A 19,051-nucleotide genomic window follows, 5' to 3' on the forward strand; every position below is an offset into this window, starting at 1 on the left:
CCCGTCCGGCCAGAAGGGAGGCGTGGAGGGCGTGATCACGAGCAACCCGACGAAGCGGCCGGCCCTCGCGGGTGGGGACGCGCGGATGGAGGCGTCCTACGTCGCGCATCGCGACGCGGTCTGGCGGTTCTTCGTCCGGCGGGTCGGCGACGGCGACCTCGCCGAGGACCTCACCAGCGAGGTGTTCGTCGTGGCGTGGCGACGGCGCGGGGATGCGCCCGCCGACGCGCTGCCGTGGCTGTACGGCACGGCGCGGCGGGTGCTCGCCGAGGACCGGCGCGCGGCGCGGCGGCGGACGGCGCTCGACGCGCGGCTCGCGGGTGAGGCGGCGGTTGGCGGTGGCGCGGCGGGTGCGGACGCTCCGGGCGAAGGCCTGGGCGGCTCGGCGGTGATGGCCGCGCTCGCCCGGCTCGCCGAGCCCGACCGCGAGCTGCTGCTGCTCGCCGCCTGGGAGGACCTCGACCCGGCGGAGATCGCCGTCGTCCTGCGCATCCGCCCGAGCACCGCCCGCGTGCGGTTGCATCGCGCGCGACGGCGGCTCGCCTACCACCTCGACCACGACGGAGCGACCCGATGAGCCTGACCTTGCTGAAGGACCACGACCCGGCGGCCGACTGGCACCCGGATCCCGACCGCGCGCGGCGCCTGGACGAGACAGTGCAGCGGCGGTGGGCGCAAGAGCGTGGAGGCGTCGAGGTGGAGGCGGCGCGGGGCGGGCGCGCGGGCGGACGACAACGGCGGCGCGCGCGCCTCGTCCTCGCCGGTGCCGCGCTGGTCGCCGCCGCGGTCGTGGCGATCCTCGTCCTGCCTGGCTCCGAGACGCGTCCGGGCACGGCGCCCGCCAGCGCCGCGGAGGTCTTGCGCGCGGCGCGGCAGGCAACGCCCGCGACCGGGAGCGGGCCCTGGTCCTACACCAAGGAGGCCTACGAGATGCCCGAGCGGTTCACCGGGCGAGACGGCCGCCAGGGCATCGCCCTGTTCTCCTGGACCACCGAGCACTGGATGAACGACGACGAGACCGAGCGGCTGCGCTCGACGCGCGACGCCACGCCCCGCTTCCCAACCGAGGCCGACCGCGCGGCGTGGGCAACGGGCGCCCATCGTCCGCGGCCCTGGCGCGAGGACGGCCGCGTGACCGCGGTCGAGCCCCGCGCGGGCGCCGACACGATCGCCTCCGTCCGCGCGCTGCCCCACGACCCCGTCGCGCTCGAGGCCGCGCTGCGGCGGGAGGCCGACCGCGACCACGTCACGCTCGTCTTCCGCGTCGCGATCCTGCTCGCCTCCCCCGCGCCGGACCCCGAGCTGCACGCCGCGCTGCTCGCCGTCCTCGAACGGCAGCCCGACGCGACGCTCGAACGCGACCTGCGCGACCCGCTCGGCCGCGTCGGCGACGGCGTCCGGTTCGTCACGCCGCAGCCCGGTCGCCAGGACGAGGACTGGACGTTCGTCTTCGACCGCGCCACCCACCGCCTGCTCGGCACGCTCACGCGCGGGGCCGACCCCGCCGGGCAGCCGACCCGCTCCTGGCGAATGCTGGTCGAGTCCACCCGAACCGCGTCGGCGCCCCCTGTCGACGCCGACCAATAGGCGGACATATCGCTGATCACGATCGCTCAGTGTGGGTACGGCTGCTGACATGCGCCGACTGCTGCCCGCCGTGCTCGCCCTCTCGCTGCTGCCCGCCGCGTCCGCCATGGCGGCGCCGCCCGCGTGGGAGCAGCACAACGAGGGGATCGGGTGCGCCGACACGCCGGGGACGGCGCCGCCCAAGTACGACCCGCCCTCGGCGTCGGCGGTCTATGACGGGATCTTCGGCATCGGGCACGCGGTTCCGGACGCGTTCCTGAACAGCTGGGTGCCCCAGGGCCTGGGGACGTGGCCGAACTGGGGTGGTGCCGGCAGCGATCTGCTGATCCAGTCGGGCTACAACGACGACGCCAACAGGGCCGCGATCGTCGGGATCGCGCCCGGCGGCGGCGTCACGCCGGTCGTGCCGCTGAAGAACCCCAACGGGACGTGGGTCAACGCACACGTCGGCGGCGTCGCGGTCGTCGGCTCGTGGCTGTTCGTGTCCGGCCAGCCCCGCTCTGCCGACGTCCCGACGATCCTGCGCTTCCCGCTGAGCGCGGTGCGCACGGCGCTGGCCACCGGCAACGCGCTGCAGGCCGCCGTGGAGATCCCGCTGAACGTGGGCACCGCAGGCTTCGCCGCGTCGTTCATCGCGCCCGACGACGGCACGCTGTGGGTCGGCACGTTCAACCCAGACAACCGCAACCGCATGTACCAGTTCACGGTCGGCCCGCACGGCGGCCTGGACCGCGTCGGCACCGCCGACAACTGGCGGCAGGTCCCCAAGAAGGCCCAGGGCCTGACGGTGACCAACAACCACTTCATCTTCTCCACGTCCCAGCACGTCAACTACCGCAGCAACGTCTACGTGGAGCGCCGCGGCTACAAGTACCTCGACGACGCCTACCCGGGCGACCTGACCTGCTTCGCGGCGCCGACCATGGCGGAGGGCATCACGCGCAGCAACGGCATCACGTTCCTGTCGTTCGAGTCCGGGTCCTACAAGTACCGCGGGAGCGCGGTCAACGTCATCACCCACCTGCACCGCACGCCGACGAGCAGCCTCACGTCGTTGACGTAGGTCCAGCTCGCCCAGCGGCAGCAGACCGCTCAGCCGTCCGCCGACCACTGCACGCCGATCAGCAGCTCGGCCGGCGTCGTGCGCAGCGCCCGCGCGACCCGCGTGAGCGTCCGGATCGACGGGTCGACCCGCGCGCGCTCGATGCGGCTGTACTGGCTCTGGTCCATCATCGCGCCCACGGCGACGTCGTCCTGGGTGAGGCCGAGCGCGCGGCGGCGGCGCACGAGGTTGGCGGCGAAGGCGTCGAGGGGATCATGGGACATCAGCGGTCCACGGACGACCGCGCCACCCCGCCGCGATCTCACCATTGCGTCCGCACGACTGAAGACGATGCGAATTGGTGTAAGACCTGCGGCAGACGAGACGGTTCGTCCCCGAACTTGCCGGTCCGGATGCCCGACATAGAACAGACCACAGTCGATCCCGACGCCTTCCTGCTCCAGCAGTTGGCGCACGCCCGTCGCCGCCCTGACGACGGCGGGCTGCGCGCCGAGCTGCTCATGCGCGAGCTGCTCGAACGGCACGTCGCGGCGATCGACCAGCGGATCCGCTGGAAGACGCACGGCTGGCGGGCGACCGCCGACGACCGCGCCGAGATCGCCAACGGCGTCCTGCTGCGGCTCGCCCAGACGCTGGAGCGCAAGACGACTTTCGCGACCGCGTTCCGCTACGTGGTCGCGGCGAACGTCGACTGGGAGGTCAAGGACGTCGTGCGCCGCCGGATGCGCCACGACGCCGAGGCCCCGCGCGACGTCGAGGAGCTGCCCGAGGTCGGGGCCGGGCTCGGCGGTGGCGGCGGACTGGGACGCAAGCGCGGCGCGGGCGACGGCGGTGCCGCGGACCCGCTCCCGGACGTCGCGCGCGGTCCGGATCCCGAAGGCCTGGTCGCCCAGGCACGCGACTTCGCCGACCGCATCGACCGGCTCCCGGAGCGCGACCGGCGGATCCTCACCGAGCGCTTCTTCGTCGGCACGCCAATCGAGGAGATCGCCGACATGTTGGACATGTCGCGCGGCGCGGTCGACACGGCCACGCACCGCGCGCTGAAGCGCCTCTACCCGGAGGACGGAAAGGCAGCATGAACCATCACTTGCTCACTGACGAGGCCACGCTGGCCGCCATGGACGAGGAGGCGCTGGAGCATCACCGCCGCGCGCTGGTGCTCGAGCTCGACGATCGCCGCCAGGTGGTGATCGACCACCTGATGGTGCGCGCGATGCCGACCGTCGCCCGCACGGCCGTCCGGCTGGCCGACGCCGCGGGCCTGCCCCGCGCGACGACGCTCATGGCCGGCGAGGAGGCCGCGATCACGTTGTTGATGCGGTTGCACACTCCCGAGCCGCTGGCGCCGATCACCGAGCTGGCGCGAACTGTGTCGGCGGTGGCGGTGCGCGCGCACGTCGTCGCTCCGGCCGAGCCCGGTGCGCCCGTGCCCGCACCCACGCCGCCGCGCCTGGCGCATCGCCGCCCGCACCTGCGCGTCATCCAGGGCGGCGCCGCATGAGCCCCGCCGCTGCCGGCTTCGAGCAGGCCTTCGCCCAGGCGCTGGACGACCTGCGCCAAGACCGCCTCGCCGATCCCGAGTCCTACTTGTCGATGGTTCCCCGCACGCGGCACGACGAGTTCGTCGACCGCCTGACCGCGGCGATGGCCGATGCACCGCCGACGGCAGCGGCGGCGGGCGACGGCGTCGCGGAGGCGCAGGCGCGCGCGGCGGCCGCGGTGGCTGCGGCGCGGGCGAGCGGCGGGCCGGCCGGGATCCTGCCGGGCGCGCTGGTCGCGCTGCGCCGCGCGCGCGGGATCGAACGCGACGACGTCCTCGACCACCTCGCGGCGGAGTTCGAGCTGGGCGAGAGCGCGCGGCCGACGCTGCGGCGCCTTTACCACGGGCTGGAGAGCGGGACGTTGTTGGGGTCCAACGTCTCACACCGACTGCTGGCGAGCCTGGCGCGGCGCTTCGGCGCGCGCGTGGAGGACTTCGTCGCGGCGATCCAGCCGACGGGCGGCGCGGGGCGCGGCGCGATGGCGCCGATGATGGCGCGCGGCGCGGGCGACGACGGCGGCGGCGGTCGGTCCGCCGGCGCCGCGCCGTCCCGGACCGCTCGCGCCACGCCGCCGGACCCGGACGCCGAGCTCGCGCGCCGCCTCTTCACCGGGGGCCCTGACGCCTGAGATGGCGACCGCTCGCACCTCCGATCCCCGCCGCGCGGCGCTCGCGCTTCTGAGCGACTTCGAAGCCCGTTTCGATCCCGGGTCGGTCCCGCCCGTGCCCGTCGAGCGGATCGCCGAGTCGCACCTCGGCCTGCTGATCGAGGAGGTCGACGACGTCCGCACGATCGAGGGCGCGCCGACCGACGAGGGCCGGCTGTCGGGTCTGCTGGACCCGGCCGCGCGAACGATCTGGCTCGACCGCCGCGAGGCGGCGCGCAGCCCGGGGCGGCGGCGGTTCACGATCGCCCACGAGTGCGCGCACTGGGTGCTGCACGTGGCGGGCGCCGCGGCCGGTGCCGCATCGACCGACGGCTGCCGCGTGGCGGACGTCGCCGAGCAGGACGAGGACGGCACGACGACTCGGGCGCGCGGGCGGACCAAGCGCGAGGCCGAGGCCAACGCCTTTGCGCGTGAGCTGCTGATGCCCGAGCTGCTGCTGATCGCCGAGATCGAGCGCACCGGCCACAACCTCCCTGCACTAGCCGAGCGCTTCGGCGTCTCGGTCCCCGCGCTGCGGCTGCGGCTGCTGACGCTTAAGCTCCTGCCCGCCTGGATGGCCTCCGCGCCGGTCGCAGAACGCGGCGGCGAGCGCCGATGAGGATCGTCCACCTATCGGACTCCCACCTCGGGTTCCGCCAGCTCCACCGCGTTGATGAGACGGGGCGCAACGTCCGCGAGCAGGACGTCGCCGCGGCGTTCGCGCAGGCGATCGACCGCGCGATCGCGCTGGCGCCGGACGCCGTCATCCACGCAGGCGATCTGTTCGACTCCCACCACCCGTCGGCCGCGGCGCTGAGCGTCGCTTTGGACGGCCTGGCGCGGCTGCGTGACGCGGGCATCCCCATCATCTTGGTCGCGGGCAACCACGAGACGCCGCGCGCGGCGTCCGCCGAGCACATCTTCAGCGTGCTGGAGCGGTTCGGAGACGGCGTCCACGCGCTGCACGGCGCGCCGCGGACGGTGCAGATCGGCGACGGCCGGCTGGCGGTCCATGGCATCCCCTATGACAACGACCTGGCGCGGATGGCCGAGGCGGTGCGGGCGGCGCGGCCGGACGAAGATGCGGAGAGCAGCGTGCTGGTCGCGCATCTGGGGCTGGTCGGGCTGGGCGGCGTGGTTGGTCCGGAGGCGTCGCTGGCGGTCTCCGGCGAGACGCTGTCGGACGGACGCGAGTTCTCCTACATCGCGCTCGGCCACCTGCACACGTTCGCGCCGGTCGCCGACAACGCGGCGTACTCGGGGTCGACCGAGCGGCTGTCGTGGGCCGACGACGCGGCGGTCAAGGGGATCGTCGAGGTCGACCTGGCGCGCGATCCGTCCGACCGCATGTACTTGGTGCGCCACGGCGTCGACGTCCGCCCGCAGTTCGAGCTGGAGCCGATCGACGCGGGCGAGGTGGAGGACTTGACCGCCGCGATCGTCGCGCGCGCCGAAGAGGCCGGCCCTGAAGCGCTGCGCGGCGCGATCGTCCGGCTCTGGGTGCGCAACGTCTCCGCCGCGGAGTGGAACGCGGTCGACCACCAGGCGATCGCGGCGGCCTACGCGGAGTGCTTGCACTTCGAGCGCCGCGCGGAGCCGCGCGGGGCGCGCTCCGGCACGTTGACCGACGCGGTGGCGGTGCCGGCGCTGCACGAGTTCCTGCTGCGCTGGCCCGGCGCGACCGCGCGCGGCGTCGACCCGGAGGACTTCGTCGCCCGCGCCGAGGCGTTCGTCGCCCGCGCCGACGAGGAGCTGGCGACATGAGGTTACTGTCGCTGAGCGCCCAGAACTTCCGCTCCTTCGGGACGCTCGACCTCGATCTCAACGTGGATGGGTTGATCGCCGTCGTGGGCGCCAACGGCGCCGGCAAGACCACGCTCTTCGACGCGATCGAGTGGGGGTTGTACGGCGGCGGGCGCGGGCGCAGCGGGCTGCCCGCGCGGCGCGACGGCGCGCCCGAGGACGAGGACGTGTGGGTCGCGGTGGAGTTCGAGATCGGCGGGCGCGCTTATCGGGTCCACCGGGTCGACGGCCGCGACGCGACCCTGACGGATCTGGCCGCGGCCGACGCCGAGCCTTTGGCACGAGGGCGCGAGGAGACCAGCCGCCAGGTCGCGTTGTTGTTGGGGTTGACCCGCGACATGTTCCGCGGGACGTTCTACGCGCGTCAGCGGGAGGTCCAGGCGCTGGAGGCCGACAACGACAAGCGCCGGGCGCAGGTCGAGTTGTTGTTGGGGATCGAGCGGCTGCGGCGCGGCGCGGGGTACGCGCGTGCCGAGGCGCGAGAGCAGCAGCTGATCGTGGAGTCGCTTGAGGCCGAGACGCCTGACGTCCCGGCGCTGAAGGCCGAGGCGGCGGAGATTGAGCGCGCAGCGCAGGCGGCGGCGCCGGTCGTCCAGGAGGCCGAGGCCGCGCTGGCGGCGGCGCGGACGCGGCGGGACGCGGCGCGCGAGGCGCTGGACGCGCTGCGGGCGACCGAGCGCGAGGACGCGGCGCGGCGCGGGCTGGCGGAGGCCGCACGCGCGAAGGCCGAACAGGAGGCGGCGGCGTTCGAGGCGCTGGCGACGCAGGCGGCGGCCGCCGAAGCGGCCATCGCGCAGGTGCAAGAGCTGGCGCCGCTCGCCGCGCGCGCCGACGCGTTGGCGGCCAGCGAGCGGGCGATGGACGCGCTGCGCGCCGAGCACGAGCGCGCGGAGGCGCTGGCGGTGGCCCGGCGCGAGGCGCTGGAGCGGGCGGCGGCCGCGGCCGACCAGATCGCTGTGCTCGCCGATCCGGTCGCGTCGCTTCAGGACGCGCGTGCGCGCGCGGGCGAGGTCGACGAGGAGCTCGACGCCCTCGATGGCACGCTGGACGAGGTCGCCCGGACGCGCGCGCTGGCCGAGCAGCGCGTGGGTGCGCTGCGAGCGGTTATCGCGCGCGGCGAGCGGGCGGCGGCGATCGACGAGCAGCTCGCGGCGCTGGCCGACGCCGAGGCCGTCGCGGAGGCCGCCGCGGCCGCCCTGCACGCGGCGCGTGCGCGGCGCGACGCGCTGGCCGAGGCGATCCGCCACGACGAGGAGCACCGCGACGCGGTCCTGGCCGGCGAGCGCGAGGCCGCATGTCCTACATGTCGCCGGCCGTTTGCCGAAGACGAGCGCGACGAGGTGCTCGCGCGGTACGAGGCGGATCTCGCGGAGGCCCGCGCGCGGCTGGCGACCTTCGACGCCGAGATCCTCACCGCCGACGCGCTGGCCGGCGAGACGCGGCGCCGGGCGCAGCAGGCCCGCACGCTCGCCGCCGACCGCCGCGCGCTCGGCGACGACCTTCCCGATGTCGATGTCCTTGCCTCGCACCGCGCCGAGGTCAAGGCGATCGAGGCGCAGGTCAAGGAGTTGGCCTTCCACCAGGACAAAGCGCGCGAGCGGCGCGCATCGCTTCAGGCCGAGCGCACGACCCTGCGCGCCGGGATCACGCGGCTGGAGGCGGCCGCCGACCAAGTCGCCTCGCTCAGCGCGACCCGCGCCGCCGCCGAGGGCGAGGCCGAGCGTCTCGGCGAACAGCACGCCGCCGCCGTGGCCGCTGCCGACGGCTTCTCCCCCACCGCGCTGGCCACCGTGCGCGCCGAGCTGGCCGACGCCCTCGACGCCCGCCATCGCTCAGCCGCGCTGCGCGACAGCGCCGACGGCGCGCCGCTGCTGCGCCGCCGACGCGACGCCCAGCAGCAGGTGCGCGTTGAAGCCGAGGCCGAGCACGCCCGTCTGCAGTCCGCGGCCGACGCCGACGCGGTCTCCCCCGACGCGCTCAGCACCGCCGAGGCCGAGCGCACCGACGCCGAAACCGCCGTCGACACCGCGACCGAGGCGCTCATCGAGGCCAACCGCGTCGCCTCCGCCGACTCCGAGGCGGTCGCCGCCGCCCGCCGGCGCCTGGACGACGCGCGGCGCGCCAGCGCCCGCCTGCGCGACGAGCGTCGCGAGCTGCGCGTGCGCCAGGAGGTCGCCGACGCGCTCTCGGCCTACCGCGAGGAGGCCTCGCGCGCCGCCCGGCCGACGCTGGAGCACGAGACCGCCCTGTTGTTGGGGCAGACGACCCGCGGGATGTACGGCGCCGTCGCGTTGACCGATGACTACCACCTGGAGATCCTCGCCAACGGCACCTTCCACCCCTTGCGGAGGTTCTCCGGCGGCGAGCAGGACCTCGCCGGGCTCTGCCTGCGCCTCGCGCTGTCACGAACCCTCGCCCGCCAGCGCGGCACCGAGACCGGCTTCATCCTGCTCGACGAGGTCCTCGGTTCCCAGGACCTCGACCGCCGCGCCGCGCTGCTCGAGCAGCTCCACACGATCACCGACTCCGAGTTCCGCCAGGTGCTCGTCATCTCCCACACCGACGACGTCGTCCAGCACTGCGACCTCACGATCACCGTCGCCCGCGGCGCCGACGGCCTCAGCGTCGCGACCGGTCCGCAGCGCTGAGCGGCCGATCGCGGCGAGCTCTACGGCACCTCCGCGACGGCTGCGCCACCGACCGAGGAGGACCAGTACTTCTTGCTCTGGAGATATTGGGTCGCTTCAGGCTCCTCGGCGAACTCGAGCAGGTTGCCGACCTTCTCCATCAGAACGGCGCGTACCTCGGCCGGTGTTGCGAAGAAGAACTCGCGACGGAGATTCACGTGGTTCACGCGCGAAGCAGCGAAGGCGCGGTGAAGTTCGGCTTCCACCGTCACCGCGTCATCGGCGAAGAACAGGGCGTGGACGTCGAACGGGAACGGAACAGACGCATCACCGAGCTCGCGGACACGATCCATAGGCTCGAGACGGCGGGTGAGTCCGATCTTCACCATCCCAGCACCGAACGCCCCTCGGTTGCTGATGACATAGACGTAACCCGCGCGGATGTTCGCCACCCGGAAGTCGTTGCGTTCGATCGCCTCCCCGATCTCCTCAAGCTTCTCGGAGAGCTCGACAATCGCCGCCTCGTCATTGCTGGACCTCACGGCTTCGAGCGCGTTGAGGTAGTGGCTCCGCTGCTTCTCGAGACGCTCGCGCTCCGCGGCGAGCTCTTGCTCGGCCTTGCGCTCCTCACGCAGGCGCTCCCGCTCCTCGCGGGCCTCCTCCTTCTCCACCTGCACCTTCATCAGGTAGTCAGCGGTCAGCTCGAGCTCCTGCAACCGGAGCCCGTGGTAGTCCGGGTTGATGTGCATCTCCATCATGGCCCCCAGCCGGGCGATGGCGGTGACAGAGGCCTCGAGCCGCCGCTTGGCCGTGACGACGTTGCCGGCGCGCAACGAGCGCACGCAGTTGTCGGCCTCGGCGTTGTAGGCGCGGAGCATGAGCTTGGAGAACTCCCCGGTCATCTTCCGGCCTTTGGCCAACGAATTGTTATATGTGAACATGTCCGACGCCAGGACCGCGACGCCAGCCTTGGCCATGTCCTTAATCTGCTCGCTGAGCGTGCCGAGGCGCTCCTTGTACTCCGCCGCGTTCTCCAGAGGGTGGTGGTAGCGGTAGATGCCGACCTCTTGAAGAACACTCTCGTCGTCGAGGTCCACCGCACCCGACGACGACGCGAGGGCCGCTTCGAGCCGTCTGACCTCGGCCTCGAGTTCGGCGACGCGCGAGCGCAGGACCTCGCTCTCCTCGGCGGGTTCGGGAGCCGCCGGCACTGGGACGGTCGTCGGCGGCGGAGGGATCGGCTGCGCGACAGGCGCAGGCGGCGCCATGGGCTTGGTCACCCAGAACGCCCAGCCTTCAGGCGCCGGGGGCCAGCTCGGATCGGGGATCCACCCCTCAGGCGGAGCCCAACCGCCACTAGGCACCGCCCACCCCGGAGGGGCGTTGAACTCATAACCCTCGGGCGTCATCGGCCGCGAACGCCCTGAGATTCATCGATGCCGACGAGGTCGTGCGGGCTCTTCGAGATCGAGGCCCCAAGGTGCTGGAGGGTGGCCGACGGCACGACGTTCGAGAGATCGAACTCCAGGAACGACTCGCGCTCGGCGGCCACGGCTGCCAGCGTCGTCCGCTTGCTACGGCCTGTCGCCGGATCGTTCGCCTCGGTGGCCACCTTCAGGGCGATGGTGTTGATCTGCGCTGCGCGATCGGCTTCGAAGATCTCGTGGAGCGTGCGAAGAGCCACCTGGTGCACCGCGCTCGCGTACCGATCCTTGAGCTCCTTCTTCGGCAGGGCGGTGGCCGTGATCTCGTCCTTGGCCTTGACGTACTTGTATGCCTTCTGCGTTGGCAATTGCTCGGGCGCCGACATGAGCACCGTGAGGGTGAGCTCCTTGAGCTCGGAATCGAAGGCGAAGTCGTGCTCGACATCCAGAACCGCTGGGTAGACGGAGTTGCCCAGCACGATCCCGACGTACTCCTGGATCGCTGAGTCGGTTCCGGTCTGCACTCCACGAATCAAGGTGTCCAGTCGGGCGTTGGCCTCAGTGACATCGGCTTCACGCTTCTCGCATGCGCGGCGGTAGGTCTCGCGAGCCGCCTCCAGCTCGGTCAGCCGTCGGCGCTCTGCCGCGTCTCTCTCCTGGATCTGCTCCAGCTGACGTGCGGGCACCTGTGCCGCCTCGGCCTGCCACGTCTTGAGGGTGGCATCGAACTCCGCCTCTGCTGCGGCCACGGCTGCCGCATGCTTCTTCTTCCCGCCAAGCATGGCGCCGAGGCCCTTGGGCGCCTCTGGCAGGACGAGGTCGGGCTTTGCTGGTGCAGAGATCGGCACGGGAGCTGCTGTCGGGACCTCGAGGTCCGCCCGTGGGAACGGCGGATGATTCACCTTGATTCGCAGCGCCTCCAGGTCGACGAAGTCATCGACGTCAAGCGTCGCCGCCAGGATCGAATCAAGCTCATCGGAAATCTCGGCCAACTGGGCGTTGAGAGATTCCACCTCGGCGAGCCGCGCCTCCTCATACAAGCGCTTGGCCTCGCGCTCGGCCGCCTTCCGCTCGGCGGCCGTTGCGCGCGCCAGCTGAGCGGCCGCCCGCTCAGCTTGGCGTTGTGCTCGCTCCGCCTCCCGTACTGCTCGCGCGTATTCCCGCGCCTGCGCTCGCTCCGCCTGGGCCGCCCGCTTCGCAGCGAGCTGGTTCTGGTACTGGATCTCTGCGAAGAATCCGCGCTTGGCCATTCCCGATCCCTTCCGGTCATCAAAAAGCAGTTCGATAGTGCATCGGGAGTCTCTCTGATTTCCATGCGTACGCGCGCGCCGGTTGGCATCGCCGGACCCGGTGCTCCTACTCGGGGTCCACTGACGCATGTCTCAGCCCGCGTGGTTCGCTACGACCTGCGGAACGCTCAGCGCTTGAGCGTCACCGCGACGCCGTCGGTGAACGTCTGCCCGTCGGCCCCGGCGCAGACGACGATCACGGTGGCCTTGACCCGCTTGGCGGCGCGCAGGCGCTTGCGGTAGGTCGAGGAGACGGCGACCTTCACCGTCCTCGCCTGGCCCGCGGCGAGCGTGGTCTTCGGGCTGGTCCCGAGGGTCGTGGCGCGCTTCTTCAGGCCGAGGGCCTTGGCCTGGGCCGCGGTGATCGCCAGCGCGATGCGGCTGATGCACGAGGCGTTCGCGGTCAGGCGGACGGCGAGCTTGGTCCCGCTCGCCAGACGGCCGAGCCGCGGCGGCGTCGACGGCTTGGCGGCGACGGCGAGCGTCACCGGGGGCAGCGCCGGGCCGGGGCTCGGCGGGTTCGGGGTGGGCGGGTTCGGGCCGGGAGCCGCCGAGCGATCGACCGCCTCGCAGCCGGCGACCACGTCGCCGGCGTCGACCTTCGCCTGATCGGCACCGCCGGCGCAGTTGACCGAGTCGATCTCGCCGTCGCGCGCGTCGATCGTGTCGTTGCCGTCCTCGTAGTACTGGGAGCCGTCGCCGTTCAGCATGTCGCGGCCGGGCCCGCCGACGATCGTGTCGTTGCCCTCGCGGCCTTCAACCGCGTCGTTGCCCTCGCCGCCGTCGATGGTGTCGTTGTTGCCCATCCCCGCGAGGTCGTCATCGCCGGGACCGCCCGCGATGACGTCGTTCCCGGACGCGGTCTCGACGTAGTCGTTCCCGGCGCCCGCGTCGACCTCCTGCGGGTGGTTGATCGTCGCCCACTTGTAATAGTCCTCACCCCCGCCGAGCTTGACGACGATCCGGCTCGAGGCGCCGAACAACCCGCAGTACACCCGCGACGCCGTCACCTGCGTGCAGCTGCCAGAGGCGGTTACCGCGCCGCCGTTGTCGTCCTGCAGCCCGGCCTCGGTGAAGTACTCGGGCGCGGTCAGGTGGCTCGGGCCGTCATCGCCGGTCACCGTGATCACGTCGCCCGTGCGATCCACGGTCGTGGCCGCCGACGCGCCGGTCGCCCCCATCAGGAGGATCGCGCAGGCGGAGGCAAGGGCGCTGAGGCGTCGCATACGCGCGGAGCTTCACGACTTTGCGGTCTCACCGCATCCGGGAAACCACGGGCGCGACCACCGGTCCGGCGCGACGACGCTCGTCGAGTAGCGTCACCGCATGGAGCTCCGCTCACAGCGTTCAGCAGCACCGACCCGATGGGCCCTTCCGTGCGTCGCGCTGTTGGCCGTGCTCGCATGGTCGATGGCGCTGGCGCCGGCCTCTCGCGCGGCGGACTTCACGCACCCGGTGTTCACCGAGTTCGCTGGTGGGCTGACGGCGGGGTTGTCGGCCAACGGCGCCCCGGCGGCGGCAGGCTTGGGTCCGGACGGCAACGTGTGGTTCGGCGAGACGGCTGGTCCCGGGCGGATCGCGAAGGTCACGCCTGCGGGTGTGGTGACCGAGCTGACGGGTGGGATCACGCCAGGTCTGAGCGCCGGGCGCGGCCCGGCGAACGTGGTCGCGGGACCAGACGGCAACGTCTGGGTCGCGGAGTTCGCCGACCCCGGCGGGATCGCCCGGGTCACCCCGTCGGGCACGGTGACGGAGTTCATGGGCGGCGCCGGCGCCAACGCCCATCCGACCGGCATCACCGTCGGCCCCGACGGCGCCCTCTGGTTCGCCGAGTTCGCCAACCCGGGACGGATCACGAAGATCAGCACCGCGGGGACGATCACCGAGGTCGCCATCGGCGGCTCGACGGCCGGGTTCTCGGTCAACGGGCAGCCGCGCGGGATCACGCTCGGCCCTGACGGCAACGTCTGGTTCACCGAGTTCGCGCCCCCGGGTCGGATCGGGCGCTACACACCGTCGGGCGTGATGACGGAGTTCACCGGCGGCGTCACCCCCGGGCTCCCGGCCGACAGCCGGCCGGTCGCGATCACGCCCGGACCCGACGGCAACCTGTGGTTCACCGACCAGGGCGGCGGCGGGCGCATCGGGCGGATCACGCCCAACGGCGTCGTCACCGAGTTCAGCACGTTCTTGCCCGACCGCGCACCGGGGCTGATCGTCAGCGGACCCGACGGCGCGCTCTGGTTCACCGAGCAGGCGAGCCCTGGCGGCATCGGCCGGATCACGACCGACGGCACGATCACGGAGTTCCTCGCCGGCACAACGCCCGGGTTCACGGCCGACCGCGCGCCGGTCGGGATCGCGGTCGGTGCCGACGGCAACGTCTGGTTCACGGAGTCCGGCGGCCCGGGCGCGGTCGTCCGGATCAGCCCCGGCGCAGCCGCTCCCGCACCGCCCGCACCCGGGCCCGCGCCGCCGTTGCCGTCACCTCCAGCGGCCGACACCAGCGCGCCGGAGACGACGATCAGCTCGGGGCCTGAGGACGGCGCGAGCGCCGGCGCCGCCGCGACCTACGCGTTCGGCTCCGACGACCCGGCGGCGGTCTTCCAGTGCCGCGTCTACGACGCCAGCGGAAACCCGGCCCTCGTGACCGCGCGCTTCACGCCGTGCAGCTCACCGCTCCACGTTCCCGATCCGTCGCGACCGCAGATCCAGGCCTTCGAGGTCCGCGCGGTCGACGCGGCCGGAAACGTCGATCCCACCCCCGCGGTCCGCCACATCGTCAAGCACGGCGCCGCGGGCGAGCCCGAGAAGCCCTCGCGCTGCCGGATGATCTCCGTGCGCCGCGCCCACGCCAACGGCGCCCGTCTGCTCCCCGGCTGCCGCCTCGCGCCGATCCGTCGCGGCAAGGTCGCGTGCCTGCAGATCGACACCCTTAAGAAGGGCACCTGCGCCTTCGACCGCAAGCGCAGCCGCTGGCTGGAGAGCAAGGCCGGCCCCGACTACGCGATGGTCGGCCAGGCGCTGCGCGGCGCCTCGAAGGCCAAGTCCCGGTGGATCGTCGCCGCGAGCACCGCCTCGGGTCACACGGTCCCGTGCCAGAAGCCGACGACGACGGCCAAGGCCGCCGACACCGCCGGACGGGTCTCCTCCGGCAGCGAGCTCGCCACGACCTGCATCGTCGAGGAGCAGTTGCAGGGGTGGAACTCGCTGTCGGCCTACGGCTGGACGCCGCTAGTCAACTGGGCCAACTTCGAGGTCTGCGCTAGCAACCGCCCCAGCGACGCCCGACACCCGAGCACCGTCCTGCACCCCGACGGCGTCGCGCCCACCCGCCTGCTCGCCGACGGCACGGGCGCCTGCTACACCGGCGCCGGCGCGGCGTTGAACGACATCAACGGCACCGAGCGCGACCGGTCCGGCCAGTACCTCCAAGGCTCGACCTACTGCCACTACATCATCGTCGGCGGTCTCGAGGTCCCCGGCGCCAAGCGCCCGGCCACGCGCTATCCCAAGACCAAGACCGCCGACGGCAAGACCCACTACGACTTCACCCGCCGCGAGATCAACCCGGCCACGCCGATCGTCTGGCGTCCGGTCGACCCCAACCTCAACCTCGCCAACGGCCCCGTCGCCGACGAGCCCGAGCCCCAACCGGCGCCCGCGCCCGTCGACGCGCCCTGATCGGTTAGCTCGGGCGGGGCGTGTCGGTCTGGCCCCAGCGGTTCCAGTAGGTGAGCTCGCGGATCGACTGACGGCGGGCCGGCTTGAAGTCGGTGCCGATCGTGTAGGCGACGGGCAGCAGCGCGATCTGCGCCACGCCGTCGGGGATGCCCAGCAGCTCGGCGGCGGCCGCTTCCTCGCCGAGGTGCAGCGTCGTCCAGGCCGAGCCGAGGCCGCGCGAGCGCAAGGCCAGTTGGAAGCTCCAAATCGCCGGCATCACCGAGCCGTAGGTCGGCGCGGCGTTGCCGTTGGACGACAGGTCGATCGGCTCGTCCAGGCAGGAGAGCACCAGCGCGGGGACGCGTTCGAGGTTCTCGGCGAGAAACAGCGCGCTGTCGCCGACGCGCTGGTGGGTCGCGTCCTCGGTTCGCTCGGCGGCGCGGGCGCGCAGGTAGGGCAGCGCGCTGACGCGGTAGAGCTCGGCCAGGCGCTGCTTCAGCGCCGGCTCGGTGACGACGACCCAGCGCCGGACCTCGTGGTTGCCGCCGATCGGCGACTGATGCGCCAGCTCCAGGCACTCGAGGATCAGCTCGGGCGGCACCGGCCGCTCCAGGTCCAGGCGCTTGCGCACCGCGCGGGTCGTCGAGAGCAGCGCGTCGGTCTGCTCGGTGTCGAAGGACGTCATGTCCCCCATCATCTATTGAGCGCGCGCGGCGCGGCGCGGCGTCAGGCCTGGCCGCGGCGGCGGCGTGGTGCGGCAGACCGTGGCGGGGTCGAGCGCATGTGGTCGCGCACCGGCTCCAGCAGCCCGGCAAGCTTCTTCACGTCACCGCTGGACAGCGGCTCGAAGAGCATCTGGCTGACGACCTCGATGTGGCCCGGGAACACCTGCGCGAGCCGTGAGCGGCCGGCTTCGGTGATCGTGACCGTGATGCTGCGCTCGTCGTCGGGCGAGGGCGCGCGCGTGACCAGGCCCGCCTTCTCCAGCAGCCCGGCCTGGTAGGTGAGGCCGCTGCGGGAGTAGACGACGCCGTCGGCGAGATCGGTCATGCGGTGGCTGCCGGTCGGCTGGTCGCCGAGCCGGGCCAGCAGCTGGAACTGCACGTAGCTGAGGTCGCCGGCGTCGCGCAGCTGCTGCTCGATCGCGTGGCGCAGCAGGCTCGAGACCTCGATGAGCGCGAAGTAGGCGCTGAGCTGGACGGGGTCGAGCGACGGCGTTTTCGGGGGCATGCGTAAAGCGTACTTGCTTCGAATTCGAAGCGTGCTACAGTGCCTGCCATGTTGCTTCGAATTTGAAGCACCCGGCTTTGAACCAACCCCATCAAGAACGAGGCAAGACCATGAAGGCAGTGCGGTTCCACGAGTTCGGCGACGCCGGCGTCCTGCGCTACGAGGACGACGTCGAGCAGCCGGTTCCCGGCGCGGGCGAGGTGCGGCTGCGCGTCGTCGCGACGACGTTCAACCCGGTCGACGGCGGCATCCGCGGCGGTTACCTACAGGGCCCGTTCCCCGTCGCGTTGCCGCACACGCCGGGCATCGAGGCCTCCGGAACGGTCGACGCCGTCGGCGAGGGCGTCGAGGGCTTCGCGATCGGCGACGCGGTCGTCGGGTTCCTGCCGATGGTCGCCGACGGCGCGGCCGCCGAGTACGTCGTCGCGCCGGCCGAGGTCCTGGCCGCGGCGCCCACGAGCATCTCGCTCCCCGACGCGGCGGCGCTGCCGATGGTCGCCTTGACCGCGCGGCAGGCGCTCTTCGACGACGCCGGGCTGACGGCCGGGCAGCGCGTGCTGATCAACGGCGCGGGTGGCGCGGTCGGCGGCTACGCGGTGCAGCTGGCCAAGCGGGCCGGCGCGCACGTGATCGCCACGGCCAGCGCGCGCAGCGCCGAGCGCGTGCGGTCCGCGGGCGCCGATGAGGTGATCGACCACACCAACAACTCCGTCGTCGACGCCGTAGGCGCCGCCGAGCCGGTCGACGTGCTGCTCAACCTCGCGCGCATCGCCCCCGAGGACCTAGTCGCGCTGGCCGCGCTCGTCAAGCCGGGCGGCGTCGTCGTCAACACGGTGCCGACGATCGAGACACCCGCCGACGAGCAGCGTGGCGTGCGCGCCGTCGGCGTCTTCGTCCGCAGCGACGCCGAGCAGCTGGCGGAGCTCGTGGCGCTGATCGACGGCGGCGAGCTGCACGTCGAGGTCGCTGAGCGCGTCCCGCTGGCCTCGCTGGCCGACGTCCACGCCAAGGACGACGCCGGCGAGCTCTCCGGCAAGGTCGTCGTCGTGGTCAACGACGACAACTAGCTCGCTGCCGCCGTCAGGCGATCTTCTCCGCCAGCTCGACGATGATCCCCGCCGGGCCACGGACGTAGCAGAGCTTGTAGCTGTTCTCGTAGTTCACCAACTCGCCGACCAGCTCGCCGCCTTGCGCTCGCAGGGCGGCGAGCGACTCGTCGATGTCGTCGACGACGAAGAGGACGTGGCGCAGGCCGGGGGCGTTGGGCGGCAGCGTCGGCGCGGCGTCGCCTTCGTACGTGGGGGCGCGATACGTGGCGAGTTCGAGCTGCATGTCGCCCCCTGGGATGCGCAGCATCACGACGTCCGCCCGGACGCCCTCGAGGCCGTTGATGCGGTCCACCAGGCCGCCCTCGACGGACGTCTCGCCGTCCACCTCGAGCCCGAGGGCGGTGAAGAACGCGGTCGCCGCCGCGAGGTCGTCGACGACGATGCCGATGTGCTCCAAGCGCTTGACGGTCATGAACGTGATCTCCTCGTGTCCTCGGCCGCGCCGTTCGCGGCCTCTGTCTCTGAGAGCGGAGCGGATCGGCCCTTCTCGACATGCGGTGTTCTCACCCTCAGGCCAGCACCGCCACCAGCCACGCAACCGTCGCCACCAGCGTCGCCGCCAACTCGATCGCGATCGACAGCCCCATCGCCCGCAACGCCTGCTGGGTCGATCGCCACGCCGTCTCGTGCTGACCCAACCGCCGACGCTCCTGCAGGTACACGCCCAACGGGAACCCGATGAACAGACCGACGAGCGGGATCAGGAAGAAGCCGACGACCGCCAGCACCACGCCCGCGAGCATCGACGCGCGCGGAACCCCGGCGGCGCGCAGCCGCCGCCCAGGCACCAGCACCTTCACGACCTGCGCGACGCCGATCGACACCGTCGCGACGGCCAGCACCACCCACGCGGTCGCCGAGCCGACCGCCAGCGCCCAGACGACGATCGCCGCCCACGCCAACAGGGCGCCGGGAAGGACGGGCAGGACGACGCCGACGATGCCGACGGCGATGGCGAGGCCGACGAGGACGAGCCCGGCGTCACTCATGGGCGTACGCCGGTGCTCGTTGACACACAGTTGTCATCGCCCCGCAGCTTGACGCACAGCGGCACTACTCCGGTCCA

At 72.6% G+C, this 19,051-nt stretch carries 19 protein-coding genes; 11 read left to right on the forward strand and 8 right to left on the reverse strand.

Features of this window, described 5'->3' with window-relative positions:
* Positions 1–31: 31 nt before the first annotated feature.
* Genes ACT01A_RS05945 through ACT01A_RS05955 form a run of 3 tightly spaced genes read left to right on the forward strand, consistent with a single transcriptional unit; the run spans position 32 to position 2,650 of the window.
* Entirely contained in the window at positions 32–577 is a 546-nt protein-coding gene (locus ACT01A_RS05945) for an RNA polymerase sigma factor (RefSeq protein WP_445151323.1), read from the forward strand.
* Positions 574–1,587: a hypothetical protein gene (locus ACT01A_RS05950; RefSeq protein WP_445151324.1), complete on the forward strand. Its 1,014-nt coding sequence runs from the start codon at positions 574–576 to the stop codon at positions 1,585–1,587. Before ACT01A_RS05945 ends, ACT01A_RS05950 begins: the two co-directional genes overlap by 4 nt.
* A gap of 49 nt (positions 1,588–1,636) precedes the next feature.
* Positions 1,637–2,650: a hypothetical protein gene (locus tag ACT01A_RS05955; RefSeq protein ID WP_445151325.1), complete on the forward strand. Its 1,014-nt coding sequence runs from the start codon at positions 1,637–1,639 to the stop codon at positions 2,648–2,650.
* 29 nt (positions 2,651–2,679) lie between these two features.
* Here ACT01A_RS05955 and ACT01A_RS05960 read toward each other — a convergent pair whose 3' ends face one another.
* Positions 2,680–2,913 (reverse strand): helix-turn-helix domain-containing protein, encoded by a 234-nt coding sequence (locus ACT01A_RS05960; protein WP_445151326.1) that lies wholly within the window; start codon positions 2,911–2,913, stop codon positions 2,680–2,682.
* A gap of 129 nt (positions 2,914–3,042) precedes the next feature.
* Between ACT01A_RS05960 and ACT01A_RS05965 the strand changes: the two genes are divergently transcribed.
* The 6 genes from ACT01A_RS05965 to ACT01A_RS05990 are packed head-to-tail and all read left to right on the forward strand — an operon-like array spanning position 3,043 to position 9,291.
* Entirely contained in the window at positions 3,043–3,732 is a 690-nt protein-coding gene (locus ACT01A_RS05965; RefSeq protein ID WP_445151327.1) for a sigma factor-like helix-turn-helix DNA-binding protein, read from the forward strand.
* Complete coding sequence (locus ACT01A_RS05970; protein ID WP_445151328.1) at positions 3,729–4,154, forward strand: hypothetical protein; 426 nt, start codon at positions 3,729–3,731, stop codon at positions 4,152–4,154. The genes ACT01A_RS05965 and ACT01A_RS05970 overlap by 4 nt, the downstream gene beginning before the upstream one ends.
* Positions 4,151–4,822: a hypothetical protein gene (locus tag ACT01A_RS05975; RefSeq protein ID WP_445151329.1), complete on the forward strand. Its 672-nt coding sequence runs from the start codon at positions 4,151–4,153 to the stop codon at positions 4,820–4,822. The genes ACT01A_RS05970 and ACT01A_RS05975 overlap by 4 nt, the downstream gene beginning before the upstream one ends.
* A gap of 1 nt (position 4,823) precedes the next feature.
* Positions 4,824–5,459, forward strand: a complete 636-nt coding sequence (locus ACT01A_RS05980; protein ID WP_445151330.1) for an ImmA/IrrE family metallo-endopeptidase — start codon at positions 4,824–4,826, stop codon at positions 5,457–5,459.
* On the forward strand, positions 5,456–6,604 hold the full coding sequence (locus ACT01A_RS05985; protein WP_445151331.1) for a metallophosphoesterase family protein: 1,149 nt from the start codon (positions 5,456–5,458) through the stop codon (positions 6,602–6,604). The genes ACT01A_RS05980 and ACT01A_RS05985 overlap by 4 nt, the downstream gene beginning before the upstream one ends.
* On the forward strand, positions 6,601–9,291 hold the full coding sequence (locus tag ACT01A_RS05990; protein ID WP_445151332.1) for an AAA family ATPase: 2,691 nt from the start codon (positions 6,601–6,603) through the stop codon (positions 9,289–9,291). The genes ACT01A_RS05985 and ACT01A_RS05990 overlap by 4 nt, the downstream gene beginning before the upstream one ends.
* 20 nt (positions 9,292–9,311) lie before the next feature.
* On the opposite strand, the gene ACT01A_RS05995 is transcribed toward ACT01A_RS05990, so the two are convergent.
* From ACT01A_RS05995 to ACT01A_RS06005, 3 genes are all read right to left on the reverse strand, one after another.
* Positions 9,312–10,679, reverse strand: a complete 1,368-nt coding sequence (locus ACT01A_RS05995; RefSeq protein WP_445151333.1) for a DUF4041 domain-containing protein — start codon at positions 10,677–10,679, stop codon at positions 9,312–9,314.
* On the reverse strand, positions 10,676–11,944 hold the full coding sequence (locus tag ACT01A_RS06000) for a hypothetical protein (protein WP_445151334.1): 1,269 nt from the start codon (positions 11,942–11,944) through the stop codon (positions 10,676–10,678). The genes ACT01A_RS05995 and ACT01A_RS06000 overlap by 4 nt, the downstream gene beginning before the upstream one ends.
* 167 nt (positions 11,945–12,111) lie before the next feature.
* The gene (locus tag ACT01A_RS06005; protein ID WP_445151335.1) at positions 12,112–13,209 is read right to left on the reverse strand and encodes a calcium-binding protein; all 1,098 of its coding nucleotides are present in this window, start codon (positions 13,207–13,209) and stop codon (positions 12,112–12,114) included.
* Between the two features lie 100 nt (positions 13,210–13,309).
* Here ACT01A_RS06005 and ACT01A_RS06010 point away from each other — a divergent pair, with 100 nt between their 5' ends.
* Complete coding sequence (locus ACT01A_RS06010; protein ID WP_445151336.1) at positions 13,310–15,667, forward strand: virginiamycin B lyase family protein; 2,358 nt, start codon at positions 13,310–13,312, stop codon at positions 15,665–15,667.
* A 4-nt stretch (positions 15,668–15,671) separates the two neighbouring features.
* Here ACT01A_RS06010 and ACT01A_RS06015 read toward each other — a convergent pair whose 3' ends face one another.
* Both ACT01A_RS06015 and ACT01A_RS06020 read right to left on the reverse strand, forming a co-directional pair.
* On the reverse strand, positions 15,672–16,331 hold the full coding sequence (locus ACT01A_RS06015; protein WP_445151337.1) for a nitroreductase family protein: 660 nt from the start codon (positions 16,329–16,331) through the stop codon (positions 15,672–15,674).
* A gap of 41 nt (positions 16,332–16,372) precedes the next feature.
* Complete coding sequence (locus tag ACT01A_RS06020) at positions 16,373–16,876, reverse strand: MarR family winged helix-turn-helix transcriptional regulator (protein WP_445151338.1); 504 nt, start codon at positions 16,874–16,876, stop codon at positions 16,373–16,375.
* A 110-nt stretch (positions 16,877–16,986) separates the two neighbouring features.
* Between ACT01A_RS06020 and ACT01A_RS06025 the strand changes: the two genes are divergently transcribed.
* The gene (locus ACT01A_RS06025; protein WP_445151339.1) at positions 16,987–17,943 is read left to right on the forward strand and encodes an NADP-dependent oxidoreductase; all 957 of its coding nucleotides are present in this window, start codon (positions 16,987–16,989) and stop codon (positions 17,941–17,943) included.
* A 13-nt stretch (positions 17,944–17,956) separates the two neighbouring features.
* Here the strand turns inward: ACT01A_RS06025 and ACT01A_RS06030 are convergent, their stop codons facing one another.
* The gene (locus ACT01A_RS06030; protein ID WP_445151340.1) at positions 17,957–18,397 is read right to left on the reverse strand and encodes a VOC family protein; all 441 of its coding nucleotides are present in this window, start codon (positions 18,395–18,397) and stop codon (positions 17,957–17,959) included.
* A 97-nt stretch (positions 18,398–18,494) separates the two neighbouring features.
* The gene (locus ACT01A_RS06035; protein ID WP_445151341.1) at positions 18,495–18,974 is read right to left on the reverse strand and encodes a DUF456 domain-containing protein; all 480 of its coding nucleotides are present in this window, start codon (positions 18,972–18,974) and stop codon (positions 18,495–18,497) included.
* Positions 18,975–19,051: the final 77 nt, after the last annotated feature.

The organism is Baekduia sp. Peel2402 (assembly GCF_052567285.1).